We start from the raw sequence: 18292 nt of genomic DNA, 5'->3' as shown, positions 1-18292 counted from the left end.
TAAACCCCTGGGAAAACCCAGGGGTGAATCAGAAATAGCTTATTGGGCTACAGCCACCGGTGTTGTACGCTCAGCATAAATACTAACTTGTTTGTGCGTCCGATCTTTATGCTCGAATTTCACATAGCCATCGATCAGCGCAAATAAGGTATCATCTTTACCCAGACCACAGTTTTTAGCGGGATGAAACTTCGTTCCGCGTTGACGTACGATGATCGTACCCGCGGTTACAAATTGGCCGTCGCCACGTTTCACACCCAAACGTTGAGCGTTGCTATCACGACCATTTCGTGAGCTACCAACCCCCTTTTTATGGGCAAAAAGTTGCAGATTCATTTTTAGCATGGAGTCCACCTCCTTCGATCTATGAATATATAATTTTGACCATAAGTCATTTGTATTTGTTCAATACCTAACGTCATAGTTTGCAAGATCCACTGAGCACTTTCCAATTCTTGCTCCTTAACCTCCGGCAGTTCACAGGTGAGATGTCCCTCCGCCTCCTGAACCTTCGGGGCCACTGACAAGAAATGTTCCAACCCATTGACAGCTGCAATGCTCAGAGCAGAAACACCCGCGCAGACAATATCTGAGCCTTCTTCTGCAAACCCGGCATGTCCTGACAGCTCGAATTCGCGAATCCGCCCTTGTTCATCTGCCCAAACTATGAAACGTATGCCATCTAGCTTCTTACGCTTGGAGCGCTTCGACAACAACTTTTGTGTAGGGTTGACGATGTCCTTGCTTGCGTCGATAGTTCTTTTTGGACTTGAATTTGAAGACAATAACCTTCGCCCCTTTGCCGTGCTCCACAACTTTAAGCACTGCTGTAGCACCAGCCACAACTGGGGTTCCAACCTTAACCACGCCGTCATTTTCCACGAGGAGAACCCTATCAATCGTTACGGCATCTCCGACGTTAGCGTCCAACTTTTCAACGTAAACTACGTCACCTTGTTGAACTTTGAACTGTTTACCACCGGTTTCAATCACTGCGTACATTTTTATTACACCTCCCATGCCCTAGACTCGCCATTGCAGGTCGGTTTTTTATAAAGCAAAAAACCTGTTTAACACCTGATTCGAGCGGTTGCGGTGAGAAGTCACCACATTTAAATATTTTAGCATTTAGCGACTTCATTTGTCAAATAAAGTTTCAGTTCAATGGGTTAAGCTGTTAAGTTCATTCATAAGGGCTTAACATTACAATATTTAACTTATTTATTAACAGTAGGCAGGAATAACGTCATTGGACCAAGAATACTGTATCCCATAAACTGTAAGGAGTGAGATAGTATGCCATGGAAACAACTCAAGAGTTCCACTCGTTTACCCGCACGTCAAGACATCCTTATTATTACGGGTTCATTGATCATCGGACTGATTGCCATTGCATTCTTCGCCCTAAAATCTTAACCCTACCTCTTAGGCCGCGAAGCACGCAAATGAACCAACAACTTCTTTAAGTAATAAACAATCATCACACAGCCCACGTAAATTAAAAACGCAACCAGAAAACCCCAGAGGCCCTCTAAAATATCTTGAAATTCCATATGGCCACGACCCGTTATTTTCTGCTCAATCTCAATAGCAAACACAATAACAACGAGGACCGTAAACGTATAAATAAACGAAATTGCCGTTAGGCTATAGCGGATAAGAAACTGGAACAACTTGTGTACAATTAGAAAAAGAACGATTCCCAAGAATCCTATGACTAGGAAATGGAGCTGTTTATCGCTAAGATTCAGACCCATGTAATGAGTCAATAGGATTAATTTGTCGTGGAAATAGTTCACAAGGCCGGTTATGACTTTTAACGCGCTATTCAATTCTAACCTCCTCGCACAAGGCAAGCAATCAGCTCTTAGATTGATACCCCTCCGAATTGTTTTTAGGCCACTACCAGGCTATTTAAAAATTACCTTACGGTAAAGAACAAAATTCCACATTGTTATAAGAACCATAGTTAATAACTTGGCAACTACTTCAACGAACCCCGACCTAACCATTAATCTGATCGCATTCGTACTGAAAGCCAGGTTCAAAAGGAATAGCGTAAGATATAAAATAGAACTGCGATTCAATTTTGAACTCGTAGCAAATGACCAGCCTCTATTTACAAAAAAATTAAACAGCGTGGCAATGATCACAGCCAATATATTAGACAGTGTGAGATTAAGAGCTAATATTCTCAAAAAGTAAAAAATCAGAAGTTCAATGGTGGCAGAGGATATACCAACTAATAAGTACCTGGTAAATTGTCTTTGTATATTGTGTTCTTTCATCATTAAGCTCTTTTCCTAACATCGTTGAAATTAAATACCTGGGCCGGTATGCAACAAGACGCCCCTTATCTGGAATTCGAGATAAGGGGCATCTGGCCGTTTAATGAAAGTCCTTCCGCCGCAGAGAAAAGCCTATATTCAACTGATCGATTTATACCCCTCGGGATTGTTCTTATGCCACGTCCAAGCAGAGGAAATAATTGTCTCCAAATCACTGTACTTGGCCTTCAACCCGAAGGCCTTTTCTATTTTATCCACCTTGGCAACGAGCACATCAGGATCTCCCGAACGTCTTGCTGCTTCAACCACCGGGATATCAATTCCAGTGACCTTTTTCGCGATATTAATAACTTCTCGTACTGAATACCCATGCCCTGTCCCAACATTAAATACTCCACTTTTGAGCTCTTGATCCAGAGCCTTAAGAGCTAAGATATGTGCCTCTGCCAAATCTAACACATGAATGTAATCCCGAATACAGGTTCCATCCGGAGTATTGTAATCCGTCCCGAAGACCTGAATCGCCTCTCGCTGCCCAAGCGCAGTCTTTAAGACCAAAGGAATCAAGTGAGTTTCGGGGAAATGCTCCTCACCGATCGCCCCATCGAGCGCCGCCCCCGCTGCATTGAAGTAACGTAAAGCAACCCATTTTAAGCCGTAGGCCTTTTCCAGCCAGCGAAACGACTCTTCGATCATCCGTTTTGACAATCCATAGGGATTGATCGGCGTTGTCGGTGATTCCTCAGGAATGGGGATGGTCTCAGGGAGCCCATAAACCGCCGCAGTCGAGGAAAAGACGATTTTATTAACCCCTAACTGCAGGAGATTAGCGACAAAGAGATTGGTCTTAGCCGTATTTTCATAAAAGTAAAGATCCGGCTTAGTCATCGATTCACCGACTAAGCTGCGGGCCGCAAAGTGAATGACCGCCTCCACCCCCTGAGACTCGACAACCGTTCTGACCAAATCCGCATCAGAGATATCTCCTTGGTAGAAGGGCACCTCCGCCGGGACCGCTTCTCTATGTCCCGTCACTAAGCTATCCAGGACAACAACTTGTGCTCCTTTTTCGCGCAACACCCGAACCGTGTGGCTTCCAATATAACCTGCTCCGCCTGTAACTAAAATACTACTCATGTTTTCTCCTTCCAGGTTCTGATTGATTTTATGATTACTTTGATTTATGATCGCTTTGTAATTTTAGAATCTCTTCAAAGGGAAGTCCTGTTATTTCTGCGACGAGTTCGACGGCTAACCCTTTCTTTAAAGCCGACTTAGCGGTCATTATTCTGCCTTCTTCTCTGCCTTCTTCTCTACCTTCCTCTCTAGCAGTATCCAATATCCCCAACTCCTGCCCAAGGTAGGCAAGATAGTCGTCATATCCCCGTCTTTCTTCCTCGCTCATCATGAGATAATCTAGCTTCTTAGCTGCTAACAGTATGCCTGGTGACTTAAAATCCTCACGTATTGCACCATGCTTAAAGAAATACACCCATTCATCAATAGCCTCATTAATCATATCCTCAAACTTTTCCACATAAATCATATAGTATTCAGGGAAGACGTTTTTACTGGTAACGACTGGCGTTGCTTGGTGTTTTGCCTTAGACTCATGAAGAATAAGCGGTTTCTTCGTATGCATCCCAATTAGCTCTGTTGTGCCATAATAGATAAAATCGGTGTTCTCTTTCTCATCCACTCGCATGGTATGATACAAGATACTAATCGATATAACCTTCACAACTTCGTTATAGCCCTTCCCAAGCTCCAAACCTTCCACAACTGCTTTTGAGGTACCCCATAGCAATCGTTGCAGGTAATCTGCCTCACGTTGATTTTGTATTTCTATGATGATTTGTTTCCCTTGGGAATCTTTACACTTTAAGTCGACCCGGTTGAATTTTCTATTTTCAGCTTCCTGGTTGCTTTCGCTTTCTAAAATATTCTCGATAACTATCGACTCTTTCAACAGGTTAGAAATAAACGCTTCCAGTACGTCAAAATTAGCTTTGTTACGTAGTATATATTTTATAGCCCAGTCAAATCGCACAAGCTTTTTTAGTGCCGTAGTTCTCCATCTCCTTTCCATATTACTACAGTTAGATTTTACCACTAGCAGAGTGATTATGCCACCTCATCTTACCCTATAATCAACTACGCTTGTTTTCTGGCTTCTTCGAAACCTAAACCATATAATAGGCGGCGGTGCAGTTGTTTTAACGTATTATTGAGAGCTTCGCCGTTTAATATAACGGGAACGACATAATCTCCCTTGTAGAAAAACTTAGAACCGACAGCTTGGATTGCCTTACCCGTTGCAATGTGTAAAAGTCGAAAAAGCTTTGGCTCTATAAGAGCAAGGCCGTACTTAATCTCCTCATTGATAAAATAATCAAAAACGAGAAGAATAAGTTTACCAAAGTCAGGTGTCCTGCGGTACTCTTTAAGTAAGGCCATTTTATCGACCTCGACAACATTTCCTGTTTTTAACTCAGCACCTAATTGGAAAAAGGGGAAGACTTGATTAATTGGGCTTTGCTTGTTAAAACTTTTAAATTCTACGCTACCAGACGGTTTGGATCCGGAATAAATTATAAATTTTGTTGAATCGTCAGAATGCTCTCCTTCAGTTTCGTAACCTTTTTCCTCCCAGACCGTTGTCCAAATAGAATTAAAGATCCTTAGTTCCTTTTCATCTGTTACCACCTTGTACATTTTCAAATTCCTCCTTTTAACTTCAGAGTCGAAAAAATAGCCGCAATCACACGTCTACTAATTTACCTACCTTATTAAGAATCAAAACCCATCTAACACAGTTATACACAAACCGATTGTTTTGAGGTGTAAAATTTAGTAAATTGTTAAAAAGAGACATGCCAATTATCCATCAATTGGCATGTCTCTTTTTTATCATCTAAGATAACCCATTATTAAGATTTTTGTAAGAATTAATTGAATTATTTGGTGTATTATAAATATGCCATATGGAAAGGAGGAATGTTACATAGATAATAAAATTTACTAAAAAAGCTTTGAGCTTGCAGGATAATACTTGAAAAACAGGAATATAAACCATTAAACAAAGCGGAAGTATTCTGCTTTATAACTTTTGGACAAGGAGGTAAGGAATGCCCTGAAGAAAGTAAAACTAGAAAGGATTGATGAATTGTTGTTAAGAAAAATTCGCCATTTAAACATTATAGTTATTGTTATGCTTCTTTTGCAGGTAACGGTTTATCCTGTCAGTACCCTAGGAAGTGAAAAAGCGAGCATTACAGCTGAACAAGCTGTAAAGATAGTCAAGGATAACTTCACGATCCCCGAGAAATATTCGCAACTCTTTACAGGCTATAACGAGTACAATAAACGGGCCACCTATTCCTTGAATTGGAATTCAGCCGAGCCGCCAGGCGGCAGCTTCCATGCCGAGGTCGACGCAACCAATGGAGATATATTAAACGTCGGCCAATGGCAGCAACCCACTCAGCCCTCCATTAAACTGCCTCTCTTGTCTGCCAGTGATGCAGAAAAGAAAGCCACCGCTCTAATTACTAAATTAGCTCAGAAACATCTAGCTGAAATGCAGCTTGTCAAAAACGACCAACAAGTTCTTTCATTAAATAACGCTCAGCCCTTTACTTATAATTATCGTTGGATTCGTGTCGTCAACGATATTCCTTTTCCTAATAACGGAGTCAATATCAGTGTCAGCGGCCAAGACGGGCAAATTATCAACTACAACTACAATTGGACAGAGGATCTGACTTTCCCCAAAGCCTCCGCTGTCATTTCCCCCGAGCAGGCGCGACAGGTATTTAACGAAACTCCCATGCTTGAATTACAGTATTATCTAACTCCCATCATGGATCCCCAAGCTTCAGAGAAACAACGTGTCCTGCTCGTGTACCAGTTAGCCAATGACTTCCAAGGCGGCGCCATTGATGCACTTAGCGGGAAACCTGTAACCATTGATCCACAAGGGATTTCTTACTCTGCTTCAGCTTCAGCCTCAGCCTCAACTTCAACAGTCCCGGCGAAGACGTCTTCAGCTCCGGCAGAAGAGTCTGCCTCCGGTAAGGATAGCCAGGACAATTCCCAGCAGATCAGCCAGACTGAAGCAGTTAATATTGTCAAAAAAATAATTAAAATTCCCAGCAACCTTGTTCTCCAAGGCTGCAGTCTCAATCCGGACTGGCAAAACCCCAGCGAACAAATCTGGAACTTACAGTGGAATACCGATCCTTTCAAGACCAGCGGACAACAGTTCCTCAGCGCACGCGTCAATGCCCAAACAGGCGATTTTGTCGGTTTTAATCAGTCCTCGGAGGTAAATCCCACCGCTAATTCTAAGCCTATTTCCCGCAAGGACGCTCAGAAAATAGCCGAAGATTTCCTCAAGCTTATCCAATCTAAACGCTTTCCGCTGGTCAAATTGCGTTCTGATAACTTTGGAGGTAAGATGCCTGCCAATATTCAGATGTTTAATTATGTCAGGCTCGAAAACGGCATCCCAGTTTCCAACAATGGAATGAATATAGTAATTGATACCGTTGCTAAAAAGGTGAGCAATTACGATCTTAACTGGTCTAACTCCGAATTCCCCAGTTCCTCGGGGGTGTTGCCTCTTGACAAGGTCACAGAACGTTTCTTACAGATACGCCCCTTAACCTTAAACTATACCCTGCTTTACCTGCCTAATGACCAGCTGGAAGTACGCCTGGTCTATCAACCGAATACAGATAACAGCCAATACATGCCTTCAATGCTCGATGCCAAAACCGGTGACCTCATGGATGTCTTCGGCAAGTCCCAGCCCCAGTGGTCCGGTTCCCATACCTTTACAGATATTCAGGGAAATTATGCCGAAAAAGAAATAAGCATCATAGGCTTGACCGGAGCTTTTGGAGAATACGGACAGTCCTTCCACCCCGATGAAAAAATTACGACAAGCACACTTCTGCGCGCCATGCTTACAGCCGAAGGAAACAACCGAAATCGTGTTTTAAACGATGAGGATGTTGCAAAGATGGCCAAAGAGCGCGGCTGGCTGAAGGAGGATGTAAAACTTGAGTCTGAGTTAAGCCGCGCAGATCTGTGCAAAATTATGATTCGCTATCTAGGCATGGAACCCGCTGCAAAAGCCCAAGGCATCTATGCAGTTCCATTTAAAGATGCCAATACGCTTCAACCCGACTCGCTGGGCTATGTCGCCTTAGCCTGGGGACTGGGGATTTTAAAAGTTGACGGAGACACCCTGCAGCCAACCCAAACAGTAACCAGAGCCGATGCCGCCTACGCCTTAGTACATGCTTATGCCGTCGATCGACCGACAAATCCTTACATGAGATAATTCTCCCTTCACAAACTTGTAGGAACCAACGCCATCAGATCAAATGGTACTTTGCCGGTACGAATGATCTGATGGCATCTTAATTTAATTAAATTTTAGGGCTGTGTGCCTTGGTAACCGAAAAAGCGCTTGCCATATATAGAGTATCGATATATAATTATGTATAGATAATCTATATATAGGAGTGAGTCATATGCAAGTCAACAAAAGCCTGCTTGCTAGCAGCACAACTATGCTGATCTTGAAACTGCTTGAAGAAAAGGACATGTACGGCTACCAAATGATCGAAGTGCTTGCCAAGCGGTCGGACAATACCTTCAATCTAAAGGCAGGAACTCTCTATCCTATCCTGCACGGTCTTGAAAAACAGGGAATGGTAAGCTCTTACGAAGAAGCCGCCGACAGCGCACGGGTGAGGAAGTATTACAATTTGACCCCAAAAGGCCGGAAATTTTCACGCGAGAAGCAGGCCGAGTGGAATGCCTATTCCAGCGCGGTAGACAAGGTATTGGAGAAAGGAGACGCAAGCTATGCCTTCTCATGAAAATGTAAGCGAATATATTAACAAGGTCTGCAACCAGATCAGATGGAAAAGGGTCCATCCGGTCATCGCCAGAGAACTGGAAAACCACATTGACGATCAAATTCAAAGCTACCTATCCAGCGGCATTGAGCCCGACGAAGCAACCGAAAAAGCGCTTATTCAGATGGGCGATCCAATGGAGATCGGCTCGGCGCTTGACCGCACGCATCGTCCCAAACTCGAGTGGAGCATACTGATACTTATGGCTGCTGCCCTTTTGATCGGCCTTGCCATCCGCATGTTTGTCTCTTCCGTAAACGAATTCGGCCAACCCCTGCTGCCCGGCTCTCTGTTGGCGGTTGCTATAGGCGTGGTCTGTATAACGGCAGTCTACTTTTTTGATTTTTCGTTAATTGGGAAATACCCAAAACTCACCCAAGTCTTAATTATTTTTTCCAATCTAGTTGTTTTTATTTTATCACCTCGCGTTAAGGGCGCACCCGAATATCTGCATTACGCTGTTTTGCTGTTGCCAATCGCGTATGCCGCCTTTGTTTACATTCAGAGGAAAAAGGGCTATTGGGGAATCGTGTTAAGTTTGATCGCCGCATTTGTTCTCTCTAGTATCCCCTTTGCGGGATCGCTTATGTCAGAAACATTGCTGGTGTTCCTATCCTGCCTGATCATGTTGAACATTGCGATCGCGAAAGATTGGTTTTGCTCCAAGCCCGCATTGGGGTTTATACTTGCAAATTTGTCGGCATTGGCTGGAGTATTGGCATTGCTATTTACATATATCGAGTACATCACACGCTGGTTCGGCATAGGAGAATACTATCTCCCGAACTTGATAAAGGCGCTTCTCCGCGGCTCAAAGCTGTTCGGACAAGGTGATTCCGCGCTTTACAATGTCTCCCCGTTCAGTGATTTTAACGAGAGATATTTGCTTACGTATCTGACACACAAGTTTGGATGGATAGCCTTTTTCGCAATTGTTACCGTGCTGACCGCCTTCATTGTGCGCGGCTTTTACCTTAATTTCAAACAAACAAGTATCCTTGGGTTGTTTATCTCCACTGCTGTGTTGCTCACGTTCACCTTTCAGACCATTGCCTACATTCTATGTAATCTGGGTTTTCCGTTCTTTTCCGAACTTACATTGCCTTTCATCGCGTATGGGAAGACGGCGACGGTGGTGAACATGGCGCTAATCGGACTTATGCTCTCGGTATTTAGGACAGGAGCATTTAGATTTGATAATCCTTATAACTCTGCCAATAGCCTTAGAGAAAAATAGCCCCCACTTAATTAATTAGATATTAATCAGTGATTACAATAATATAGTAATAGACCGTTCATTGGAGCGATTTCTCAATGAACGGTCTATTTAATTACAGCTTCTCCGCAATCTTCCCGATAAGACCGCTTACCTCCCCCTTATACTTTTCATGAGCTTCCGGGTCCGACGGGGCTAACTTAGTCAGTTCCTTCAGCAACTCTTCGAATTCTATAGCTATATTGTTGTAAAGAAAGCTGACTTTATTGGCCGACAGCTTAATCTGAGCAACTTTGATTTCCTTTTCCAGGGCGATGATTTTCGCAGCTGAAGCCTCACCCTCTTTGGCAGCGTCCAATTTCTTCTGTAACGTCTTGATGGTTGATTCTTTAGTGTGGATGGCCGCTTGGAGACCTGAGGCCTCTTTTCTCAACTCGTCCCGCTCAGAGGTTATTTTCGTGACTGCGCCTTGGTTGGCATCCAGGGCATTTTGGAGCTCCGCTTTCTCGCTGAGGGCCTGGTCCCTCTCCAGGACTGCCTGCTTAAGCTCCCGGGTCGACATGCCGACTACATCATTCTCTGCCACAAAGGACTCCCGTTCTTCCTCGGGAATTCCCAGGAGGATAATTGCCTGGGTGTAGCTCAAATTCGGAATCAATTCCGAATTTGAATTGTCCTGGGCGACAGTCAGCTTGGCCCCATACTCTTCAAAAAGGCGCATGAGTTTATTAGCCGTGCTTTGAGAGTAACTTACCGAGCTCTCCAGCCACTTTCCCCATTCGCCATGACTGACCATGGATTTGGCCTCCGTCAGGCGCTGTCCAATCTCGATGGAGCTGAAAAGCAGCATTCTGCCGCTTTGGTCTTTAATGCTGTTAATCTCGGCCGCGATAATCTGCGGCGTCCGCTCAGTTATTCCGTTCGCCATGATTTTCGAGCTCCTCTGCTTATTCATAAGCTTTTCCGGATGAAAAGCTCCCATAAGACAAGACGGATTTTGAACAAGCTTACTCATAGCCTATGTGTTCAAGCCCTCACTGGTGACAAAAATAAGGACAAGACCGTAAAGCGCATAGGCACTTTGCGGTCTTGCCCTTATTTTGTCATTAATACCCCCGGACAAGAGTAACCCCTGCCGGACAAGGTGCATAAGATAAAAAGACAGACCATGACTTGGCCGGTCAAAATCCAGCATAAGGAGGGTTATCGATGGCTATCATTTCGTCAGGGGTAGAAACCGAGCTGATTGTCCGTTATCAGGTTGGTATGACTGCTGAAGGTTCCCCGGTGTTCCGGCAAAAAAGCTTCTCCGGGCTGAAGATGGACGTGTCCAATGAGGATCTTTACGAAGCAGCAACCACATTATTCGCTTTGCTGGAATACCCGTTGATATCCGTGTCCAGGAATAACCGCTATGACCTGACTCAGGAATAAATCGTTGTTCAATCAGCATCAAGAAGAGGAGGGATTGGCATGGCAAATACCCAGCAGAAGACCCTGCGACTGATCTTTGCCACAACGCTGGGCAACACATTTACTCTTACGCTGCCGGCACCGCGGCAAAATCTGACCGCCGCGGAAGCTGAGGCCGCTATGGAACTGATTATAGCTAAAAACATGTTTCTCACCACCGGCGGTGAATTGATCGGTAAACGAGATATCAAAATCACGGATTCAACAACAACCGATTTGTATGATCCGCCTCAGTATTAATACCCGCCAGACAGGAAATGCATGCCTGCCGATGGCAGTTGTTATTGCGGCCTAAGGGCCGCTCTTGTGGACAAAAACCCGGCCCGCCTCTGACCATGGTAATGCAAATTCGGAATCGATTCCGAATTTGAACCTGAAACCAGACCGTTGAGATAGGCATGTAATGAACAACGAAACAATTTAAGCAGAATGACATGCTATCGCAGCATTGATAAAACCCACTTCACACATATAATCCAGTGCTTTAGCCAGGTATCCAATATCTAACTCCGGCCAGTCAAAACCAATTTGCTTCAAATAATTAATACTAAAGGTGGAATCAATACTCAGATTACCACTATAATTTAAGCTCTTATTGAAACTTAGATCAGCAATAAGACCACTTAGCCGTTCCTTCCCCTCTTTAGTTTTTGAGAGTTGATCAAGACAAGAATCAAATTCCCCATTGGAGAGCGTGCTGACCGAAATGTTTAATAATTTCAAAAAGCTAAGCAGCTCAAGGGCTCTGATCTTTTGGTGATTAAAAATATGGAACACCAAGCTGTTGGCCTGGTTAACCTTGATAATGTCCACGATCCCTTTAGCGCAATAATCCACGGGCGTAAACTCCAAATCCTGATCGTAAAAACTTTCCGGAACTATCCTCAGAGACATCAGTGATTTAATTTTACGATAAAAGGCATTCTGTTCAATGTTGCGCTGAAATTTACCGTCCGAGTAGCGACCTGTTAAGATACCGACCCTAAAAATAGTTGCTTGCAGTCCTTTGGTTTGAGCTTTGAATATCTCGTTCTCCGCTGCAAATTTACTCCGCACATAAACATTCTTTTTATACCCTTGTCCAATATAAAAATCACTTTCTGTAAAAACCTTTTTCGTTTTAAACTGGTCGCCAGCAAAATCTCCGGAGACACTCGTCGTAGAAATATGATTTAACTTCCTATTGAACTTCAGACAAAAATCAATCATTTCACGCGTGCCTTGGACATTAACCTTCTCGAATTCACTATAATTGCCATAATGCTTGACCAGCGCCCCACTGTGAAGGACCGTTTTTATTTCTCTGCCCAAACGATAATAGTCATGATCTTCAAGCCCCAAGTGCCTGCTGGAGATGTCCCCATTAATGACTTTTATCTTATTCTTCATGGAGCTAGGAAGCGCTGCAAAATAAAAGCTTAGTAATTCATCTAATCGTTTTTCAGCTTGTTCTCCGCGCACTAAGCAATAAACCAGATGATCTGTTTGCTGCAATAACTCTCCAAGCAGATGGATTCCTAAAAATCCGGTCGCACCTGTCAACAGCACATTTCCCGGGTCAACCGGGTTAATGTCCTTTGCCTTGAGCTGTACGCTGCAGGGCAGGTAAATCTCTTCCTTTCCCTCAACCTCTTCGCTAGACCCGGAAATTTCAGCAGCAAGTTGCCGGATTGTTGGAAACTCATAAAAACTCTGGGCGTTAAGCTTCCAGTTATAAGATAAAGCACCCGACATAATTTCCAGAATTGTTAACGAATCTCCACCCAAAGCAAATAAATTGTCATCGATTCCAACCCGCTCCATTTCCAGTGCTTCCGCCCACAGCCTCTCTAACTTCTGCTCCATATCGTTTCTTGGCGCAACATAAGCATAAGTCATCTGCTCAAGTTCCCATATGCTTGGCTCAGGCAAAGCATGACGGTCGATCTTACCATTCGGCGTCAAAGGCATCTCTGGGAGCCAGCTAAACCATGAAGGGAACATATAATCCGGCAAGAACTTCGCTACGTGGGTTCTCAAGTCATCATTACTTACTCTTCTGCTGCCGGTTAAGCAGGCACTAAGATGTTTCTTACCCGCTTTATCCTGGATAACCGTAACGACGGCTTCACTCACAGCCGTATGTTCGAGTAGGCAGGCCTCGATTTCTTCCAACTCAATTCTGAAACCCCTCATCTTTACCTGATTATCATTGCGACCCAAGCATTCTATTTCACCATTACTGAGCCACCGCCCCAGATCCCCTGTGCGAAACATCGTTTTATCTGGCATCAATGGATTAACCAGGAATCGTTCCTTGGTCAATTCAGGATTGTGTAAGTAGCCCAAAGCGACTCCATCTCCGGCAATAAAAATTTCGCCGACTGAACCAATAGGGACCGGCAATAAATGATCATCTAAAATATAAATCTGCGTATTGGCCAAAGGTTTACCAATGGTAACTTTTTCAGAGCGAGTGACCTCTTGCATTGTGGACCAAACCGTTGTCTCCGTAGGTCCGTACATATTATAGACTTGAGCGTCAGTAATGCTTTGCAGGCGGGCTAACAAAGGCTCAGGAAACTTTTCCCCACCAACCAGAATATAGGACAACTTATTCAAGAATTCTTGACAAGTTTGTTCATCTAAAATCAGTTTCATTCTTGAGGGTGTGACCTGTAAGACTCTAATTTGATGTTTGACGATAAGCTCAAAAAGATACCTGGGCATCGTTTGCTCTTCCTCATTAGCAAGCACAACGTTCATCCCTCTGGTTAAAGGCAAAATCGTTTCTAAGAAGAATATATCGAAGGATACGGTGGTTAGAGAAACTATGGCTTGCTGGTCAAGATTAATACGTTCCCTGATACTATGGACGAAATTGCATAAAGCTTGATGCTGAACCATAACTCCCTTAGGTTTGCCCGTAGACCCAGAAGTATAAATCACGTAGGCCAAATCTTCAGGATTAGCTCTATTTTCGAAGTTAGCAGTATCTCCCACGTAAATGTGGGTATTGGTTAAGGAAATGTTTCCGAACTCACAATTCAAGAGACTTCCCCTATCGAGATTGCTGATATTGGTAAGGATCAACTGAGCTTGGCTATGTTGAAGGATATAGTCAATTCTTTCCCTTGGATAACTGGGATCAAGGGGCAAATAGGCTGCTCCGGCTTTGAGAATTCCAAGAATCCCGATGACCATTTCCAAGGACCGGTTGACCAGCAAACCAACCATTGAATTAGGGGCTATCCCTTTTCGGACAATATAACGGGCCAGCTGATTGGCCTTGGCATTCAGTTCATGATAGGTCAATTCTTTATCCTCAAAAACAATCGCGATGCTGTTGGGTGATTTTCGAACCTGTTCTTCAAATAGAACAGCTATTGTTTTTGCCTTATACACTGATTCTGTTTGATTAAATTCCGCCAGCAACTTCTGCAACTGATCCTGTGAGGCCATTTGCAGTTCAAAGAGCTTTTGCGAAGGATTTTCCAGAGCATTGTGCAGCAAACTACATAGGTCGATATGCAGTTGGTCAATATCTTCCTCGCTAAAAACTTCTTGTAAATAGTCATACTCTAAAGCCGGTAAACCACTATCGTTTTTATCACTGACACAAATCGACAGCGAATTGGTCTGGGCGCCAGGATAATTCCATTCCGCCTCATACTCCATCACCGCATCAAGCTTAAAATTATGATAATTCAAGGTAACATCGACAAGGGCTCCAGAGGAGGGATATTTTTCCCGAAAATCTTTTAGAATATGGCTGTAGGGGTAGCGCTGGTGTTTCATAAACTTCTTTAGCTCGCGGAAGGATTCGTTAACAAAGGTTAAAAAGTCGAGATTTGGCTGAACATAAATTCTCGTCGGTATATTATGCATGAACATGCCTAAGGTATTCTTTTCGATTTTGCCTGACCGATTTAAAATAGGGGTCTCAATGGCAATATCTTTTTTATTGCTTCGTTTGGCCAGATATAAAACGATGAGCGCATAAAAGACACTAAACTCAGATACTTTATTTTGCTCACAAAAGTTGTGCAATTGAGAACTCAAAGCTTGGGATAAGACATAGCTTTTTCTGCTCCCTGCCAGACTACTATACCCTTTATTATCCGTCACGGAAGTAAACTCAGGAATACTCGCAAAAACATTTGACCAGAATTCCTTGTGTTTTGCAAAACGGTCGGAAGCCATATATTGCTGTTCATCCATGATGTGATTTATATAGGATGGCTCTTCAACATTTTCCGAACGAATGCCCTGCTGCAGATACCAATATTCTTGTAAAGTCTTGCGCATTACCAAGGCCAGACTCCAGGCGTCAGTCGTTATATGATGAAATTTCCAAAAAAGAACCGTTCTTTGTTCACCTAACTTAATCATGGCAAAATAAAAAAGCTCAGAGTCCATTAAAACAAAAGGAGTTTCAATCATTTCTCTTTCCCATTGTTTATAATCTCTCTCGCCATTTTCATAACTGCAATCGAACACATCAAAATTTTTAGGCACAAAATCAGCAAAATATTGTTGAGGTATACCGTTATAAGTAACCAATCTAATCCGCAGGGCATCATTTTGTTTAAGCAGCGTATTTGCGGCCTGATTCATCAAAGCAACGTCAATTTCTTGGCTTATGGTTGCGGTAAAGGATGAAATCGCGTGACTCGTACCGGGATATAAATTATCAGCAACCCAAATAGATTTTTGCGCATTAGTTAAAGGATATAACCTGTTCATGCTTATTACCTCCTTATTGAAACCAGCTCATTAACAATCCGCCTTAGATTTTCTTGAATTTCCTACGCACGACTCTTTCCTGTTCACCTTGGCTTTGCCGGGTCTTACCTGAATCTGAAAGAAAGTCACAATTTTTGTCCGTAGTCTCCAGATAGAAATCTAATTCAATCGATGCTGTAATTCTAAGGAACATGCCTAAACAATTCTTTATCCTTGAACCTATTACTTATCACCCCTTCCTGTTCACTAATTTAAATTGGACATAAAACGTAGAACCCTGTGGACAAGTTTCAACGCTTATCTTGCCGTTATGTCGTGAAGCAATCCCATAACACACTGCCAATCCTAAACCCGTACCATGTTCCTTCGTAGTAAAGAATGGGGTTCCTAACTTTTCTAACAAGCTCTGTTCAATACCCTTACCCCCATCCGATATAATTAACGTCACATCATGATCCGTTGATGACGTTCTGATCGTTAATCGCCCACCACTCGACATGGCTTCCAGTCCATTACGAGCCAAGTTTAACAACAATTGACGTATTTCTTGTAAATCAAGTGGCAAGTCCGGAACCTTATTAAGCTCTACAGTTATTAATTTGTCACTGTTTTGCGCGTCCGCTTGGATCAGAGGCAAGGTTGAAGTAATTATTTCATTAAGGTTGAGCCACTCAAGCACAGTCGCTTTAGCTCTGCTAATCGAAAGAAACTCAGAAAGAATAGAATTTGCCCGGTCTAATTCTTCAATCATTAGGGCGAAATATTCCTTATCTCTAGAATCTTGTTTATGTTTGATTAACTGGAGAAAACCTTTTACAGTTGTCATAGGATTCCTGACCTCATGACTAATACTGGCAGCCATCTCACCAATTAATCTTAACCTGTCCAAGCGCACCACCTCAGTCTCAGCTCGTTGACGTTCTAAAATTTCATTTTGTAATTCGATTGTCCGCTCTTTGACTAAATCCTCTAGAAGATACTTATTGAGCATATCCTGGCGCTTAAGTTTATAGAGTTCGACCGATAAAAAATAGGAAATTATCCCTATCAAAAAAGCATTGAGATAATTCGCCTGTTGTATATTCGGAGCATGGTGAATAAAAGTCAGGAGACTCATAACAACCAGACCAGATAATCCATATATTAATGCCGTAATCTTCGGTTCATAATTGTAAATCACAGCTATTGAAAGGCATCCTATTATATAAACAGTGATCTGACCATGAATCTGTTGGTCGATCCAACCTGACGTTACAGCTGAAAGGCATAAAATAAAGTAAGCAAAAAGAACTCCATAATATTTATGCAACAAGGTTATCTTTCTATGGGTGTTACGCCCAAATCCATAGAAACTTATAATATAAAGAAGGGTAACCAAGCCTAAAACCACATGAGAATAAAATAAATCTTTATAGCCACGATCAATAATCCAAAGACCTTTAGTCTTGTCGATATAATCTATAAATAACATCATAATGTTAATAACAAACAAAACCGTTGCTAATTTTCCTGTTCTATTAAAATTATCACTAATCAAAAGTTCATCGATCTCTTTTTTATAACTCTTGTTTTCATATTGTGTTGAAAATATTGTCATAACCTCAAACCTCTATTCTCTATCCCGATTCTCCCTCTTTCAGACAATTCCGATTATTTACTACGAAAAAATAATACCTTTTTAGGATATACTTGTCAATAAAAACTTTCATTTCCATTTTCGACAACTCTATCATTTTCCATATAAGATGCCTAACCCAAATTGGAATGCGCATTCCAATTTGGGTTAGGCATCTTATGGCCACATATTCTGTATTCTCCATCAACATTTATTCATCCTTTTCGTCGGACAGGTCTAAATTTTTACATGACGTCAGCAAAATAAGCTCCCTGTCTTGGCCTTGCATGTACATTTCCTCCGTCTGACGCTGTATCTGCTGGATTTCCTCAATAATATCCGTCATTTTGTTAAATAGGATACTATACATTTCTTTATAATCCACCACTCTACCCATCACCCCGGTATTAGTTTACTTTTATCTATTCTATGCGTTTTTCGCATAGAATATAATATGCGATTATCGCATATTATAAAATAGTCTTGAGGTGAATACAATTGTACCGACGATTACGCGATTTAAGAGAAGACAAGGACTTGACCCAGCAACAGCTTGCAACCTTACTTAAAGTAAATCAAACGACCTATTCTAGATATGAAAGCGGTGCTCTTGATATCCCAAGTACTTCGCTTATTAAACTTGCCGAATTCTATAACACCAGCATAGACTATCTTGTTGGCTTGACCAATAACAAAAAACCTTATGGTTAATGAATTATACCATTTAAATCATCATCCGGGATAATTTTAGCGAATAATTCGCTAAACTATAATTATCCTGAGGTGAATTCGAGTGTATGAAAGAATAAGAATTTAAGAAAAGACAAGGATTTGACACACACACAGGTTGCAGCATATCTCAATTGCAGCCAAAGAATATACTGCAACTACGAACGCGGTGAGGTGCATCAATGACATTATTGCCACAAGGCACACATCCTGGTAAATCAGGGACTACGACTCCATAACCGCCTTCTTCTTCTGGGGCAAAAATCGCTGGATATGCATATTTCATAAAATATTCTCGCTTCATATTCTTATA

19 protein-coding genes and 1 other annotated feature are annotated in these 18292 nt (G+C 42.4%); of the genes, 6 read left to right on the top strand and 13 right to left on the bottom strand.

Features of this window, described 5'->3' with window-relative positions; genetic code table 11:
* Window positions 1-39: 39 nt before the first annotated feature.
* From rpmA to DSBG_RS13835, 8 genes are all read right to left on the bottom strand, one after another.
* Window positions 40-345, bottom strand: coding sequence for a 50S ribosomal protein L27 (rpmA, locus tag DSBG_RS13870; RefSeq protein WP_068964909.1), 306 nt, complete (start codon window positions 343-345; stop codon window positions 40-42).
* Complete coding sequence (locus tag DSBG_RS13865; RefSeq protein WP_491005743.1) at window positions 339-713, bottom strand: ribosomal-processing cysteine protease Prp; 375 nt, start codon at window positions 711-713, stop codon at window positions 339-341. Before DSBG_RS13865 ends, rpmA begins: the two co-directional genes overlap by 7 nt.
* A complete protein-coding gene (gene rplU, locus DSBG_RS13860) occupies window positions 691-1002 on the bottom strand; it encodes a 50S ribosomal protein L21 (protein WP_068964908.1) in 312 nt (103 codons plus the stop codon). The genes DSBG_RS13865 and rplU overlap by 23 nt, the downstream gene beginning before the upstream one ends.
* Window positions 1003-1015: 13 nt before the next feature.
* Window positions 1016-1102: a sequence feature (ribosomal protein L21 leader region), on the bottom strand.
* Window positions 1103-1418: 316 nt separating this feature from the next.
* A complete protein-coding gene (locus tag DSBG_RS13855) occupies window positions 1419-1832 on the bottom strand; it encodes a hypothetical protein (RefSeq protein WP_068964907.1) in 414 nt (137 codons plus the stop codon).
* Window positions 1833-1910: 78 nt separating this feature from the next.
* Window positions 1911-2288: a GtrA family protein gene (locus DSBG_RS24340; RefSeq protein ID WP_491005746.1), complete on the bottom strand. Its 378-nt coding sequence runs from the start codon at window positions 2286-2288 to the stop codon at window positions 1911-1913.
* A 138-nt stretch (window positions 2289-2426) separates the two neighbouring features.
* On the bottom strand, window positions 2427-3425 hold the full coding sequence (gene galE, locus DSBG_RS13845; protein ID WP_068964906.1) for a UDP-glucose 4-epimerase GalE: 999 nt from the start codon (window positions 3423-3425) through the stop codon (window positions 2427-2429).
* Between the two features lie 34 nt (window positions 3426-3459).
* Window positions 3460-4338 (bottom strand): Rpn family recombination-promoting nuclease/putative transposase, encoded by an 879-nt coding sequence (locus DSBG_RS13840; RefSeq protein ID WP_176716275.1) that lies wholly within the window; start codon window positions 4336-4338, stop codon window positions 3460-3462.
* Between the two features lie 104 nt (window positions 4339-4442).
* Window positions 4443-5003 (bottom strand): hypothetical protein, encoded by a 561-nt coding sequence (locus tag DSBG_RS13835; protein WP_068964905.1) that lies wholly within the window; start codon window positions 5001-5003, stop codon window positions 4443-4445.
* A 394-nt stretch (window positions 5004-5397) separates the two neighbouring features.
* Here DSBG_RS13835 and DSBG_RS13830 point away from each other — a divergent pair, with 394 nt between their 5' ends.
* The 3 genes from DSBG_RS13830 to DSBG_RS13820 all read left to right on the top strand — a co-directional run bounded on the left by DSBG_RS13830 (window position 5398) and on the right by DSBG_RS13820 (window position 9458).
* Window positions 5398-7638 (top strand): YcdB/YcdC domain-containing protein, encoded by a 2241-nt coding sequence (locus tag DSBG_RS13830; RefSeq protein WP_348980976.1) that lies wholly within the window; start codon window positions 5398-5400, stop codon window positions 7636-7638.
* Window positions 7639-7831: 193 nt separating this feature from the next.
* A complete protein-coding gene (locus DSBG_RS13825; protein ID WP_068964904.1) occupies window positions 7832-8182 on the top strand; it encodes a PadR family transcriptional regulator in 351 nt (116 codons plus the stop codon).
* Window positions 8169-9458 carry a permease prefix domain 1-containing protein gene (locus DSBG_RS13820; RefSeq protein ID WP_068964903.1) on the top strand — a complete coding sequence of 430 codons (1290 nt, stop codon included), beginning with the start codon at window positions 8169-8171 and terminating at the stop codon, window positions 9456-9458. The genes DSBG_RS13825 and DSBG_RS13820 overlap by 14 nt, the downstream gene beginning before the upstream one ends.
* Before the next feature lie 94 nt (window positions 9459-9552).
* On the opposite strand, the gene DSBG_RS13815 is transcribed toward DSBG_RS13820, so the two are convergent.
* The gene (locus DSBG_RS13815) at window positions 9553-10365 is read right to left on the bottom strand and encodes a DUF3102 domain-containing protein (RefSeq protein WP_068964902.1); all 813 of its coding nucleotides are present in this window, start codon (window positions 10363-10365) and stop codon (window positions 9553-9555) included.
* A 281-nt stretch (window positions 10366-10646) separates the two neighbouring features.
* Between DSBG_RS13815 and DSBG_RS13810 the strand changes: the two genes are divergently transcribed.
* Together DSBG_RS13810 and DSBG_RS13805 are read left to right on the top strand one after the other, a co-directional pair.
* A complete protein-coding gene (locus DSBG_RS13810) occupies window positions 10647-10871 on the top strand; it encodes a DUF1659 domain-containing protein (RefSeq protein WP_068964901.1) in 225 nt (74 codons plus the stop codon).
* Between the two features lie 39 nt (window positions 10872-10910).
* Window positions 10911-11150 (top strand): DUF2922 domain-containing protein, encoded by a 240-nt coding sequence (locus DSBG_RS13805; RefSeq protein WP_068964900.1) that lies wholly within the window; start codon window positions 10911-10913, stop codon window positions 11148-11150.
* Window positions 11151-11330: 180 nt separating this feature from the next.
* On the opposite strand, the gene DSBG_RS13800 is transcribed toward DSBG_RS13805, so the two are convergent.
* The 3 genes from DSBG_RS13800 to DSBG_RS22540 form a co-directional block, all read right to left on the bottom strand.
* Window positions 11331-15635, bottom strand: a complete 4305-nt coding sequence (locus DSBG_RS13800; RefSeq protein ID WP_068964899.1) for a non-ribosomal peptide synthetase — start codon at window positions 15633-15635, stop codon at window positions 11331-11333.
* 229 nt (window positions 15636-15864) lie between these two features.
* Entirely contained in the window at window positions 15865-17232 is a 1368-nt protein-coding gene (locus tag DSBG_RS13795) for an ATP-binding protein (protein WP_068964898.1), read from the bottom strand.
* Window positions 17233-17461: 229 nt separating this feature from the next.
* On the bottom strand, window positions 17462-17650 hold the full coding sequence (locus DSBG_RS22540; protein WP_176716274.1) for a hypothetical protein: 189 nt from the start codon (window positions 17648-17650) through the stop codon (window positions 17462-17464).
* A 98-nt stretch (window positions 17651-17748) separates the two neighbouring features.
* Here DSBG_RS22540 and DSBG_RS13785 point away from each other — a divergent pair, with 98 nt between their 5' ends.
* Complete coding sequence (locus DSBG_RS13785; RefSeq protein WP_068964896.1) at window positions 17749-17961, top strand: helix-turn-helix domain-containing protein; 213 nt, start codon at window positions 17749-17751, stop codon at window positions 17959-17961.
* 148 nt (window positions 17962-18109) lie between these two features.
* On the opposite strand, the gene DSBG_RS22535 is transcribed toward DSBG_RS13785, so the two are convergent.
* Window positions 18110-18292 (bottom strand): type II toxin-antitoxin system HicB family antitoxin (locus DSBG_RS22535; RefSeq protein WP_242877626.1); only part of this gene is annotated, 183 nt, incomplete at its 5' end.

This window comes from Desulfosporosinus cupriresistens, assembly GCF_001707885.1.
Classification (GTDB): domain Bacteria; phylum Bacillota; class Desulfitobacteriia; order Desulfitobacteriales; family Desulfitobacteriaceae; genus Desulfosporosinus.
Note: the sequence above shows the minus strand (reverse complement) of the source record. Positions and strands in the feature narration are given on the sequence as shown.